Source organism: Parasynechococcus sp. (assembly GCF_045559935.1).
In the GTDB taxonomy this organism is placed as follows: domain Bacteria; phylum Cyanobacteriota; class Cyanobacteriia; order PCC-6307; family Cyanobiaceae; genus Parasynechococcus.
The window spans coordinates 473,613-485,824 of record NZ_JBJLJL010000008.1 but is presented as its reverse complement, the minus strand read 5'-3'; the positions used below and the strand labels follow the sequence as shown (position 1 = coordinate 485,824).

Sequence of the window (12,212 nt, the reverse complement as noted above, 5' to 3'; positions counted from 1 at the left end):
GAGTCGTTCCTTAAATCGTAGGGGGCTCACTCATGCGTGCAGCTGCCGCATTTCTCCTCCACATCCACGGTTTGATCCGCCGCAGAGCCGACCCTCTCAGCTGCTCGTCCCAGTGATCGTCATCCCAGCTCAGCACCTGGTCCCGGGTCAGATCCATCAGCCAGGGTTTCGGCTGCAGTTCAGGATCTCTGGTGCTCGGGAGTGATCGGTGGTTCCAGGGGCACACCTCCTGGCAGATGTCGCAGCCGGCGACCCAGGGGCCAAGCGCTTCGCTGATCGATTCAGGAAGACGAGCGGACCTGTTTTCAATGGTGTGATACGCCAGACAAAGCCCTGAGTCGACAACGAAGGGTTCGCGAATCGCGTCCGTCGGGCAGGCGTCCAGACAAGCGGTGCAGCGTCCGCAGAGGGAGCGGGCGGGTTCATCCGGTGTCAGCTCTTCGGTGGTCAGAAGATGTCCCAGAACCATCCAGGACCCCTCCTGGGCGCTGATTACGTTGCTGTGCTTTCCGATCCAGCCCAGACCGGCCTCCTCAGCCCAGGCCTTGTCCAGGAGTGGGGCCGAATCGACGCACACGCGCCATCGGCAATCCGGACGCTGCTCTGACAGCCAGCGGCCCACGCGTCTGAGCCGCTGATCCACCACCCGGTGGTAGTCCCGTCCCCAGGCATACCGCGCAACGCGCAGTCGTCCTGGTTTCGGCACTGTCTCGACGTGATAGTTCAGTCCAACGGCCAGAAGACTGGCCAATCCGGGCAGGAGCAGGTTCGGATCGCGGCGGCGCGGTGAGGCCATCCAGGCCATGTCCGCATGATCACCGCATTCGAGCCACCGCTCCAGAGCCGCTGTCCGCATCTGCAGTCTCGGACTCCCTGGGAGACGGGCGATGCCGACAGGCTCGAAGCCCTCCTCTCGCGCCCGCTGCTTCAGGGCAACGCTGAGGCCAATCTGAGGATCGCTGTTCACGACGGACATCAACCCTAAAGTTGGACGCTTTTGCATCGTCCCGTGACTGAGTTCGAGATGGGAGGCCCCTCCAACGGCCGGCTGACGCCTCTGCTCCGCTGGCTCGGCCTCACCATGGTCGTCATCCTCGTTCTGCAGATGGTGGCTCTTCTGGTCGGTGTGGACTGGTCGGACGAGACAACCAAACCGCAGATCGTCGGACCGTTGGTGGCTTTGTCTCCGCTGGGACTGATGGGGTTGCTGATCGCTCTGATCGGTTCGCGTGTCGACGTTCCAGAACGTCGACTCACACCGCTGCGTCTCGTGGTCTGTGCGATCTCCTCGCTTCTGGCCCTGGCGATGATCGTGGCTGTTCCTTTCTCCCTGGGAGCTGACGCTGCCGATGGTCCGGCTGCCGAACGTCTTGAGCAGGGACGTCAGGCCGTCAAGGATGCCCGCAGCTTCCGCGAGAACCCCAAGGAGGTGGAACAGCTCGGTGAACAGCTCGCTCAGGCCGGTCAGCTGGCGTCCGACGCATCGGCGGAGGACAAGAAGCGTGCGGCCGAAACGATGATCGACACCCAGATCGCACAGATGGATGACCAGATCGAGAAGCTGGAGAGTCAGCAGAGCCGTTCGGGTCGCCAGCGTGCCATCGGTGGCACGGCCAGTGCCGTCGTCCTGGCGATCTCATTCACGCTGCTTGCCCTGGCCGCTGTGCTCTGAGCGCTGGTTAGGTTGGACGCATAAATGACTCTGGGCTCAGAAGCTCCTTGGTCCAGTCCAACCCCAGACCTGATCAGCCGCTGACCGCCAGGCTTCAGCAGGATCTGAAGAACGATCTGATCGCCGGACTTCTGGTGGTCATCCCCCTTGCCACGACCATCTGGCTCTCGACGATCGTCAGCCGCTTCGTGCTGGCCTTCCTGACATCGATCCCGAAGCAGTTCAACCCGTTCATCACCCTCAACCCTCTGCTCCAGGATCTGATCAACCTGGCGCTGGGACTCACCGTCCCCCTGATGGGGATCCTGCTCATCGGACTGATGGCCAGGAACATCGTCGGCCGATGGCTGCTCGAGTTCGGCGAGGGCACGCTCACCAGAATCCCTCTTGCCGGGTCGGTCTACAAAACCCTCAAGCAACTGCTCGAGACCGTTCTGCGCGACAACTCAACCCGATTCCGTCGCGTTGTCCTTGTCGAATACCCCCGTGAAGGACTGTTCAGCGTCGGCTTCGTCACCGGTCAGGTCGGTCCGTCTCTGCAATCGGACCTCGAACAGCCGCTGCTGAGCGTCTTCATTCCAACGGCGCCGAATCCGACCACCGGGTGGTACACGCTTGTGCCTGAAGGTTCGGTGCGTGAGCTTGATATTTCTGTGGAGGAGGCCTTCCGCACGATCATTTCGGCTGGCATCGTCAATCCCGATGAGCGCGAAACCCAGGCAAACCGCAGTTTTTCCAGCCTGATCGCCCAGCTTCGTTCCTCCGTTTCACCCACCGCCTGATTCCATGCACTCAAGATCCCTCGCCCGCGAACTGGCGTTGCTGGTGTTGGGGCAGACGTCGGAGACCGATGCAGCTCTGGCGGAACAGCCGGCGATGGATGGCCTGCTTCAGAAGGCTCTCGACAGCCTCATGATCCTCTGGCGCGAGACGTTGGACGGCAGTGCGGCCGATCTCGAACGTGCACAGCAGAGCCTGCTGGACAGTGAGCTCAACCAGGATGTGTCGGTGCCGACCGCCACGGTGACATCGCATCTGCGTTCATCCATCAGCGCAGCAGAGCAGGTGCTGAACGGTCTCTCCGCCTGTCTTGACCTTCCTCGCTCTGTTGCTTCTGTCCGATCAGGAGCAGATCCGCCAGGACGCTCTTTCCAGGGTTCGCTTGGTGATGGAGCGGCGTTCTGCGATCGACACCCGACTGGATCAGGTGATGGAGGGTTGGAGGCTCAACCGCCTGCCCCGCATCGACCGCGACATCCTCCGACTGGCGGTGGTTGATCTGACGGATCTCAGCACTCCTGCACCCGTGGCGATCAGCGAGGCTGTGGAACTGGCCAACCGTTACAGCGATGAGCAGGGCCGACGCATGATCAATGGTGTTCTGAGGCGGTTCCAGAACGCTGCATCCACCGCATCAGCCTGATGGTGTTCGATTGGTTCCAACGTCGGACTGAAGCGGCCCCGACTCCAGAGCCCGAAGCGACCCCGGAGCCCACTCCGTTGCCGGTCGGTCCGGAACCAACAGCGGAGCCGGTTTCGGAGCAGACCCCGATGGAGCAGCCGTCGGACGTGCCGCAGGTCAAGGAAGACGACGCTCTCGTCTGGGCACGTGAGGCTTACGCGCGTCTCAAACAGCAACAGAGCGCCGAGCAGTCCGCGCCGGTTCCGGTCCCGACGCCGAGTCCGACGCCAACACCCAGTCCTGTTCCAACCTCTGCGCCGGTTCCGACATCAGGCCCTTCCCTGCTGGAGCAGGCCGCGGCTCAGCGCCTTCAGCGTCAGCAGGATCAGGATGCCCGTGCGGCTGAAATCGAGCCGACAGCTTCGCCGACGCCCGCGCCGACAGCCTCTCCGGATGACTCCGCGGAGCCCAGCCTCGGGGACTTTGACGATGCATTCACCTGGTCAGCGGAAGTGCTCGCGGCGCAGGGACGACGCGCTGATCAGGTCTCCCTCGAAGAGATCGACTGGCTCAGTCGGTTGCGTCAAGGTCTGGAGAAGACGCGCCAGGGATTTGTCACAGGGCTGCTCGAGAACCTGGGGGATGACCCTCTCACTCCCGAGGTGCTCGATGATCTGGAGACACTTCTGCTGCGAGCTGACGCCGGGGTGACAGCGACGGATCAGGTGCTGGAGGCCCTCCGACAACGCATGAATCAGGACGTGGTCGACCCCAGCGAGGGGATCCGCTTCCTCAAGGAACAGCTCCGTGGCCTTCTTGATGCACCGATCCGGTCGAGCGGTGTGGACCTGCTGGCTCCGGAACGGGGAACCCTGAACATCTGGCTGATGGTCGGTGTGAACGGCGTCGGTAAGACCACCACCCTCGGCAAACTCGCGAATCTTGCCGTTCGCAGTGGTTACACCGCTCTGATTGCAGCTGCTGACACCTTTCGAGCCGCTGCCGTTCAGCAGGTGGAGGTCTGGGGACAGAGGAGTGATGTTCCTGTCGTCTCCAACCCCAGCAGCAACGCGGATCCCGCTGCTGTTGTCTTCGATGCCATCGGTGCCGCCCGGTCCCGCGGCAGTGATCTCCTGCTCGTGGACACCGCCGGTCGTCTGCAGACGAAACACAACCTCATGGAGGAACTGTCCAAGGTGCGGAGGATCATCGATCGTCTGGCGCCGGAGGCGAATGTGGAGTCGTTGCTTGTGCTGGACGCAAGCCAGGGTCAGAACGGGTTGCGGCAGGCCATGGCCTTCGCCGATGCGGCCGGGCTCACTGGTGTCGTGATCACCAAACTGGATGGCACGGCCCGCGGTGGAGTGGCGTTGGCCGTGTCTTCAGAAGCAGACCTGCCGATCCGTTTCATTGGAGCCGGCGAAGGGATCCGGGATCTGAGGCCCTTCAACAGCTTTGAATTCGTGGAAGCTTTGCTGGCTGGTCGCTGAGGCATTGCTACCTTGCAGCCTCTTGGGGGGCTGAGCCGTGAGCAGCAAGCCGCCCCGTCGGCATCCGACTCCTGCGGTTCGAGGAGTCAACCCCACGCCGCAGGCGATGGCATCGCTGCGGCAGTTGTTCGACAGCCTCAGCCGCGAGCAGAAGCGCAATCAGGATCTGCTGGTTTCCCTGGCTTTCGCTCTCCGCAGTTTCACCAATCTGAATCGCTTTCTTGAGCTGGTTCCGGTGGTGGCCGCTCGTCTGGTGAATGTGGAAGGGGCGGTTCTCGTGCCGTTCCAGGCGGATGGTCGGCTCTGGCGAGATCAGCTTCAGGCTGTGCCCTCTGGAGCCATGTCAGGAGTTGCTGCGCCGGTTGTCGGGATTCACCCCTGGGCAGGCTGCCGGGTTCGGAACGGAAGACAGTCAGCTTCTCGCCATGGATCGCCTCGTTCAGCGGCAGTTGCCCAAGGCCGGAATGTTCGCCACATCCGTTGTTGCCAGAGGTCGCCCCAGGGGACGTCTGTACGTGTTCGATCAGGATGGTGATCTGGTCTGGACCGATGTCCATCGCCGTCATGCACAACTTGTGGCCGATCTCGCAGGCGTCGCCATCGAGAATGACCAGATGCTTCAGGAAGCCCGTCGCCACGAGCGGGTCGATCGGCAGCTGAGCATCGGAGCCGAGATTCAGGCCCAGCTTCTCCCTGATCGATGTCCCGTCATCGAGGGGGTGGAGCTGGCGGCACGTTGCCGTCCGGCTTTTCAGGTTGGAGGGGACTACTACGACTTCATCCCGACGCGTCCCGAGCTGATCGGACGTCGTCGTGAGCGGGGTCGCTGGGCTCTGGTGATGGGAGATGTGATGGGAAAGGGCGTCCCTGCCGGACTGCTGATGACGATGCTGCGCGGCATGCTGCGGGCTGAGGTGCTGAGCGGACTGCCTCCCCATCGCATTCTTCACGATCTCAATCAGCTCGCTCAGGAGGATCTGGCGCAGTCCCACCGGTTCGTGACGCTCTTCTATTCGGATTTCGATCCCCGGACCCGTCAGCTCCGCTATGCCAACGCGGCGCACAATCCCCCGCTCCTCTGGCGCGCGGACAGGCGCAGCATCAGTCGTCTCGACGCTGCTGGTCTGCTGATCGGGCTGCAGCCTGAGGCGGACTACGGGCTCGGGGAGGTGCGTCTCGAGCCCGGAGACGTACTTCTGTATTACACCGACGGCGTGACTGAGGCCCCGGGAATCACCGGCGACCGCTTCGATGAGGCGAGGCTGATCCGTGCTCTCGAAAGCGCCTGTCGCAGTGGTGAGGGGTCTCAGGGAATTCTCAACACGTTGTTCGAGCGTCTCGATCGTTTCGTCGGGGCTGACCGGCAGCTTGAGGACGATGCCTCAATGGTGGTGCTCAAGGTGCCGGAGGCTGTGTCTCTGCCGAGCGTCCGATCCCAACCGCAGCTCTGAGGGCTGACATCCGCCTGACAAGCTGAAGACACTGTGGATTGGCCCAATGGCAGCTGGAGTGACCGGAGGTGCAGCGGGAACCTGGAGTGATCGTTTCGAGCAGGGGCTCCACCCCTTCATCGAGGCATTCAATGCTTCGATCGGATTCGATCTCACCCTGCTCCAGGAGGATCTGGATGGCTCCATCGCTCACGCCCGGATGCTGGCCGGTTGCGGGGTGATCAGCGCGGAGGAGGGCGATCAGCTGGTGGAGGGTCTTGAGACGGTCCGCCGCGAAGCGGCTGAGGGAACGTTTCAGCCCGGTCTCGCCGATGAGGATGTTCACTTCGCTGTGGAGCGGCGCTTGATCGCTCTGCTGGGGCCGGTGGGCAAGAAGCTGCACACGGGGCGCAGTCGCAATGATCAGGTGGGCACTGATCTGAGGTTGTGGCTACGCCGTCGCCTGGACGGTCTTGACACCGATCTGGTTCGACTGCAGCGGGCTCTCTGGTCCCAGGCGGATCAGCACCGACGCACTCTGATCCCGGGCTACACCCATCTGCAGCGGGCTCAGCCTCTCTGCCTGGCTCACCATCTGCTGGCTTACATCGAGATGCTGCAGCGTGACCGGGACCGTCTGCAGGATGTGCGAGGTCGGGTCAACATCTCCCCCCTCGGGGCTGCTGCCCTTGCCGGTACGCCTGTGCCGATCGACCGCCGTCGGACGGCGGCACAACTGGGTTTCGATGCGATCTACGCCAACAGTCTCGATGCCGTGAGCGATCGCGACTTCTGCGTGGAGTTCTGTGCGGCAGCGTCGTTGGTGATGGCTCATCTCAGCCGCCTGGCGGAGGAGGTGATCGCCTGGGCTTCCGAGGAATTCGGATTCGTGCGCCTGAGTGATCGCTGCGCCACGGGCAGCAGCCTGATGCCGCAGAAGAAGAACCCTGACGTTCCGGAACTGGTTCGGGGTAAAACCGGCCGGGTGTTCGGGCATCTGCAGGGTCTGCTGACGATGATCAAGGGTCTTCCCCTGGCTTACAACAAGGATTTTCAGGAGGACAAGGAGGCCTTGTTCGATGCGTTTCGGACCACGCGCGACTGCGTCGAGGCAATGGCGATCCTGTTCGAGGAGGGTCTCGTGTTCCGCCCCGAACGGCTTCATCAAGCGGTGGGAGAGGATTTCTCCAATGCCACCGATGTTGCTGACTATCTCGTTGCCCGCGGCGTTCCTTTCCGAGAGGCTTATCAACTGGTGGGTGCCGTGGTCCGGCGTTGTCTCGAGGATGGCTGTCTGCTGCGAGACCTCAGCCTCACGGCCTGGCAGGACCTGCATCCAGCCTTTGAGGCCGATCTCTATGCCGCCCTTGAGCCGCAGGCGGTCGTCGCGGCCCGGCGCAGTGAGGGGGGTACAGCATTTGACCGGGTGGATGAACAGCTTGAGATCTGGTCTCAGCGTTTGCATGAATCTCAAACAGCGGGATGACCCGTCTGCATGGCCGGGTCTACGCTTGATATGCCAGAGGTACGCGCTTCTCTAAGAAGTCAAGGACCCATGGCGATGATTCAGGTCCTTTTGGTCCACTTTTTCGTACCCGGTCCACTTCAAACGTGAGCATTTTCGTTGGCAATCTCCCCTTCCGCGCTGAGCAGGAAGATGTGGTCGAACTGTTTGCCCAGTTCGGTGAAGTTGTGAATTGCGCCCTTCCGCTTGAGCGGGACACCGGCCGTAAACGCGGATTCGCCTTTGTGGAAATGGCGGATGAAGCAACAGAGGAAGCCGCGATCGAGGGCCTTCAGGGCGCCGAGCTGATGGGTCGGCCGTTACGGATCAACAAGGCAGAGCCCCGCGGTAGTGCACCTCGGCGCGGCGGTGGTGGCGGCGGCTACGGCGGCGGCGGTGGTGGCGGCTACGGGCGGCGGCGGTCGTGAAGGCGGCGGTGGTTATGGCGGTGGCGGTCGTGAAGGCGGCGGTGATGCCGGTGCTGACCGTCGATCCGGTGCCCGCGGCTGGGAAGATCGCAGTTACGGCGCCGGTTCCCGCGACACTGCCGGTGAAGGTGGCAACAATGACGATGGCCGCAGCCGTCGTCGTCGTGGTTCCTCCGGTGGCGGCGGCGGCGGTGACGACTACTCCGGTTACGGCGGCGCCGAAGGCTGATTCGACTTCAAAGGCCGGCGTCTCGCAATTGGCGGCCGGCCTCCTCCAGGATCCGCAGATCGGCTCCAGGTCGTTGGGCCCGGTTGCCGAGATCCCGGCGCCAATGCCGCGCACCTCGTACCCCTTCCACGAGCTGCACCAAATGACGGCAGAGATCCCACAGTCGTCCGCCCCGTTGCAGATGGGCCTCTGCGTGGGGAATCAGTCCTGTCACCACATCCGACGCCAGGATCGTTCGGGGACGTTCATCGAAGATCACCGCATCCACGCTGGTCCAGCGCAGGGGATGGGAGTAGGCAGCGCGTCCCACCATCGCCCCATCGCAGATCTCAAGGGCCTCCAGACAATCGTCAGGTGATTCCAGGCCGCCGTTCAGTTCAATCACCAGCTCCGGGCGACGTCGCTTGAGCGCCACCACGCGTTCATGCTGCAAGGGTGGAATCGTCCTGTTCTGTTTGGGGTCCAGTCCCTCCAGCCAGGCTTTTCGCGCATGAACGGCAAAGCGGCTGGCACCCGCTGCCGCCACACGATCCACAAAAGCGGTCAGCAGAGCATCGCTGTCGAGATCATCGATGCCGATGCGATGTTTCACCGTGACAGGCAGATCGGTTGCGTTTCGCATCGCCTCGACGCAGCGGGCCACCAGATCGGGTTCCGCCATCAGGCAGGCACCGAAATTGCCAGCCTGAACCTTCTGGCTGGGACATCCCACGTTCAGATTGATCTCGTCGTACCCCCAGGCGCTGGCGAGACGGGCAGCCTCCGCGAGCAGGGTCGGGTCGTCCCCGCCCACCTGAAGGGCAATCGGGTGTTCCACCGGGTCGAAGTCCAGCAACCTGTCCCGTCGATCGGTGTGATGCAACGCCTGGGCCACCACCATTTCCGAATAGAGCAGTCCCCTCCGGGTGATCTGCCGCATCAGCACCCGGAAGTGGCGATCGGTGCAGTCGAGCATCGGTGCGACGCTGAATCGGAAGGCACCTGTGATGTCCGCTGTGGCGACGGTGTTCATGGATCCATGCTGCCTGCCGGTGAAGGCCCACTCCGGTTAGAACCGGCTCTGTTCATCCGGTGATGATGTCCTTCAGCAGCTTCGCTGTCTCGAGACGATCGCTTCTGGTTGCGGTGTCCGCAGGACTGGTGGGCTCCCTCTGGACACCGCGGCAGGTGCTGGCGGCGTCCAAGGCTGATGATCCCCAGTGGGATCTGTCAGAGGAAACCTGGCGTCAGCGGTTGTCTCCCGCGGCTTACAACGTGCTTCGCGACGAGGGAACCGAACGGCCCTTCACCAGTCCCCTGAACAACGAGAAGAGGACGGGGACCTATCACTGCGCCGGTTGTGATCTCCCCCTCTTTTCCTCTGAGGCGAAGTTCGACAGCGGCACCGGGTGGCCCAGTTTCTGGCAACCGCTGCAGGGTGCCGTCGCCACGAAATTAGATTTCAAGTTGATCCTCCCCCGCACGGAGTATCACTGCAGTCGCTGTGGTGGTCATCAGGGCCATGTGTTCAATGACGGACCCCGTCCCACCGGCAAGCGCTATTGCAACAACGGCGTCGCCCTCCGCTTCCAGCCCGCTTGATCTGATCGTCGTTGGCGGTGGACCCGCCGGATACATGGCAGCGATCACGGCTGCAGAGCAGGGGGTTCAGCAGGTGCTGGTGCTGGAGGGCACCCCTGAGCCGCTCCAGAAGGTGCGCATCAGCGGTGGCGGTCGCTGCAATGTGACCCATGCCTGCTGGGACCCCCGCGAACTGACCACCCATTACCCCCGGGGCAGTCGACCGTTGCGGGGTCCCTTCAGCCACTTCGCCTGCGGGGATGCGATTGCCTGGTTTGACGAGCACGGGCTCACCCTGGTGGAGGAACCCGATGGACGGATGTTTCCGCAGCAGAACCGTTCCGAGGCGGTGATCCAGTGCCTGCAGAAGGCGGCGAGGGCGTCGGGTGTACAACTGCGCACGAAGGCGATGGTCCAGCGGGTGCGCATTCACCCTGAACGGGCCTTTGTGCTCGAGGGCCGCGGCCTGGAGCCTTTGCATGCGCGCAGCTTGATGCTGGCCACGGGAGGGCATCCCAGTGGCCGAAAACTGGTGGAAGCCCTCGGGCACCAGGTGGTGCCGCCGGTGCCATCGCTGTTCAGCCTTGCGCTGCAGGCGCCGGAACTGACTGCCTGCAGCGGCATCGCCATCGACGATGTGGGCCTGGATCTGAAGCTGGGCAGCCAGCGGTTCCGCCAGACCGGGCGGGTGCTGATCACCCATCGCGGTCTGAGCGGGCCGGCCACGTTGCGCCTCTCGGCCTTTGCGGCCAGGGCCCTGCATCAGAGCCGTTATCGGGGTGAGCTGAAGCTGGATTGGAGTGCTGGGTTGGGTCGTCAAGGGGTGGAGCAACGGCTCCAGCAATGGCGGCAGGACCAGGCCAGGCGAACCCTTTCGGCAGCCAAGCCCTTCGAGCATCTGCCACGGCGGCTTTGGCAGGCTTTCCTGGCCATGGCTGGGGTGGAGGCGGATCGCCGTTGGGCCGATCTGCCGTTGAAGGCGGAGCGTCAACTGGTGGAGCTGCTCTGCGCGCAGCGTTTGTCGATCAAGGGGCGTGGGCCGTTCGGGGAGGAGTTCGTCACCGCTGGCGGTGTCGCTTTGGGGGACGTCAACCTGGCCACGATGGAGAGCCGACGCTGTCCCGGTCTTTATCTGGCTGGTGAACTGTTGGACGTGGACGGCGTGACCGGCGGCTTCAACTTTCAGGCCTGCTGGAGTGGCGGTTGGTTGGCAGGTCAGGCGATTTCGACAGCCCTCACTGAATCTGATCAAACACGGTGAACATCGGCAGGTACATCGCCAGAAGAATTGAGCCGACGATTCCACCCACAACGACAATCATGGCTGGTTCCAACATTGAGGTCAGCGCTTTCACCATTGCGCTGACTTCGTCTTCATAGAAATCAGCAACTTTGCTCAACATTTTATCCATTTCACCGGTTTCTTCCCCAATCGACAACATGTTCAGTGCCATATCCGGCAAAACCTTCTGACGGATCAGGGCTGTGCTCAACAGAACTCCCTCCTGGACAAGAGCTCTGGATTCGAGGATCGCATCGGAGATGATGGAATTTCCTGCCGTCTGGCTGGAGATCTCAAGAGACATCAGAATCGGCACGCCTGCTCGTGTTAGTGAGCTGAAGATCCGGCAGAACTGCGCTGTTGCCGTCATCATGATCAGCTCTCCGAAGAGAGGAACTTTCAGCATCAGCCGGTCCACCTGACGGCGTCCGTTGTGCGTCTGGTAATAACGGGCGAACATCCAAACCGCAATCAGGAGTGCGCCGACGATGTAGAGAGCCATCACGGATCTCAGCAGTTTGCTCAGGTCGACCAGCAGCTGGGTGAACGCTGGGAGTTCGGCTCCGAGATCCTCGAAGATTCCAGCGAATGTCGGAATCAGAAAGATTGTCATGCCCAGAAACACCAGAATTGCAATCACAAGAACGGCGACGGGATATCCGAGAGCACCCTTGATCTGGTTCTGAAGTTTGGCGTTGTCCTCGAGAAGTTTGGCAAGACGTTTGAGCGACTCATCGAGCACACCGCCGGCTTCGCCGGCTTCCACCATGGCGACACTCAGTTGATCAAAAACCTTCGGCCATTTTCTGATTGCGGTTCCGAGAGCTACGCCTTCATTCACATCAAGGCTCACCCTGACCAGAGCTCGCTTGAACATCGGCAGCTTCTGCTGTGTGGCCATCAGATCAAGGCTGCGTACGATCGGCACCCCGGCATCCACAAGGGCCGCCAGCTTGCTGGCGAACACGGCTTTCTCCTTCACTCCGGGTGCCTTTTCAAAGGCACGGCCGAGATCGAAAGACATCCCTCCACCAGCGTCTTTCTTCTCGCTTCCACGTGTGTCATTGCCACTCGGCTTCACGTCGGTGGCGCGGATGCCCCGTCGCCGAAGCTGTTTCCGCGCTTCGCTCAGATCAGCGGCCCTGACGGTCAGGGTGCGTGGCTGTCCGGTTGACCCGGTGTAGGTGGCAACAAAGCTGGCCATCGATCAGGTAC

Annotated in this window: 9 protein-coding genes and 3 pseudogenes; 9 read left to right on the top strand and 3 right to left on the bottom strand. The window is 62.3% G+C overall.

Annotated elements, in window-relative coordinates; all coding sequences use genetic code 11:
* Nucleotides 1–10: 10 nt before the first annotated feature.
* Nucleotides 11–976, bottom strand: a complete 966-nt coding sequence (gene queG / locus ACJ0G7_RS07080) for a tRNA epoxyqueuosine(34) reductase QueG (RefSeq protein ID WP_407395530.1) — start codon at nucleotides 974–976, stop codon at nucleotides 11–13.
* Nucleotides 977–1,009: 33 nt separating this feature from the next.
* On the opposite strand from queG, the gene ACJ0G7_RS07075 reads away from it, so the two are divergent.
* From ACJ0G7_RS07075 to ACJ0G7_RS07045, 7 genes and pseudogenes are all read left to right on the top strand, one after another.
* Nucleotides 1,010–1,672 carry an HpsJ family protein gene (locus tag ACJ0G7_RS07075; protein ID WP_253912738.1) on the top strand — a complete coding sequence of 221 codons (663 nt, stop codon included), beginning with the start codon at nucleotides 1,010–1,012 and terminating at the stop codon, nucleotides 1,670–1,672.
* 47 nt (nucleotides 1,673–1,719) lie between these two features.
* Nucleotides 1,720–2,454, top strand: coding sequence for a DUF502 domain-containing protein (locus ACJ0G7_RS07070; protein WP_043693950.1), 735 nt, complete (start codon nucleotides 1,720–1,722; stop codon nucleotides 2,452–2,454).
* Nucleotides 2,455–2,458: 4 nt separating this feature from the next.
* Nucleotides 2,459–3,095, top strand: a pseudogene (nusB, locus tag ACJ0G7_RS07065) (transcription antitermination factor NusB).
* Nucleotides 3,095–4,564 (top strand): signal recognition particle-docking protein FtsY, encoded by a 1,470-nt coding sequence (gene ftsY, locus ACJ0G7_RS07060; RefSeq protein ID WP_407395529.1) that lies wholly within the window; start codon nucleotides 3,095–3,097, stop codon nucleotides 4,562–4,564. Before nusB ends, ftsY begins: the two are co-directional and overlap by 1 nt.
* A 37-nt stretch (nucleotides 4,565–4,601) precedes the next feature.
* Nucleotides 4,602–6,015: pseudogene (locus tag ACJ0G7_RS07055) on the top strand (PP2C family protein-serine/threonine phosphatase).
* A 46-nt stretch (nucleotides 6,016–6,061) separates the two neighbouring features.
* Nucleotides 6,062–7,480 carry an argininosuccinate lyase gene (gene argH, locus ACJ0G7_RS07050; RefSeq protein ID WP_043693961.1) on the top strand — a complete coding sequence of 473 codons (1,419 nt, stop codon included), beginning with the start codon at nucleotides 6,062–6,064 and terminating at the stop codon, nucleotides 7,478–7,480.
* A 125-nt stretch (nucleotides 7,481–7,605) separates the two neighbouring features.
* Nucleotides 7,606–8,155, top strand: a pseudogene (locus ACJ0G7_RS07045) (RNA recognition motif domain-containing protein).
* Nucleotides 8,156–8,162: 7 nt separating this feature from the next.
* Here the strand turns inward: ACJ0G7_RS07045 and dusA are convergent.
* The gene (gene dusA, locus ACJ0G7_RS07040) at nucleotides 8,163–9,167 is read right to left on the bottom strand and encodes a tRNA dihydrouridine(20/20a) synthase DusA (protein ID WP_043693966.1); all 1,005 of its coding nucleotides are present in this window, start codon (nucleotides 9,165–9,167) and stop codon (nucleotides 8,163–8,165) included.
* 65 nt (nucleotides 9,168–9,232) lie between these two features.
* On the opposite strand from dusA, the gene msrB reads away from it, so the two are divergent.
* Nucleotides 9,233–9,736 (top strand): peptide-methionine (R)-S-oxide reductase MsrB, encoded by a 504-nt coding sequence (gene msrB / locus ACJ0G7_RS07035; RefSeq protein ID WP_043697154.1) that lies wholly within the window; start codon nucleotides 9,233–9,235, stop codon nucleotides 9,734–9,736.
* 34 nt (nucleotides 9,737–9,770) lie between these two features.
* Complete coding sequence (locus ACJ0G7_RS07030) at nucleotides 9,771–10,976, top strand: NAD(P)/FAD-dependent oxidoreductase (protein ID WP_407395526.1); 1,206 nt, start codon at nucleotides 9,771–9,773, stop codon at nucleotides 10,974–10,976.
* Here ACJ0G7_RS07030 and ACJ0G7_RS07025 read toward each other — a convergent pair.
* Nucleotides 10,951–12,201 (bottom strand): type II secretion system F family protein, encoded by a 1,251-nt coding sequence (locus ACJ0G7_RS07025; protein ID WP_043693969.1) that lies wholly within the window; start codon nucleotides 12,199–12,201, stop codon nucleotides 10,951–10,953. The two genes, ACJ0G7_RS07030 and ACJ0G7_RS07025, sit on opposite strands and share 26 nt — an antisense overlap.
* Nucleotides 12,202–12,212 lie beyond the last annotated feature (11 nt).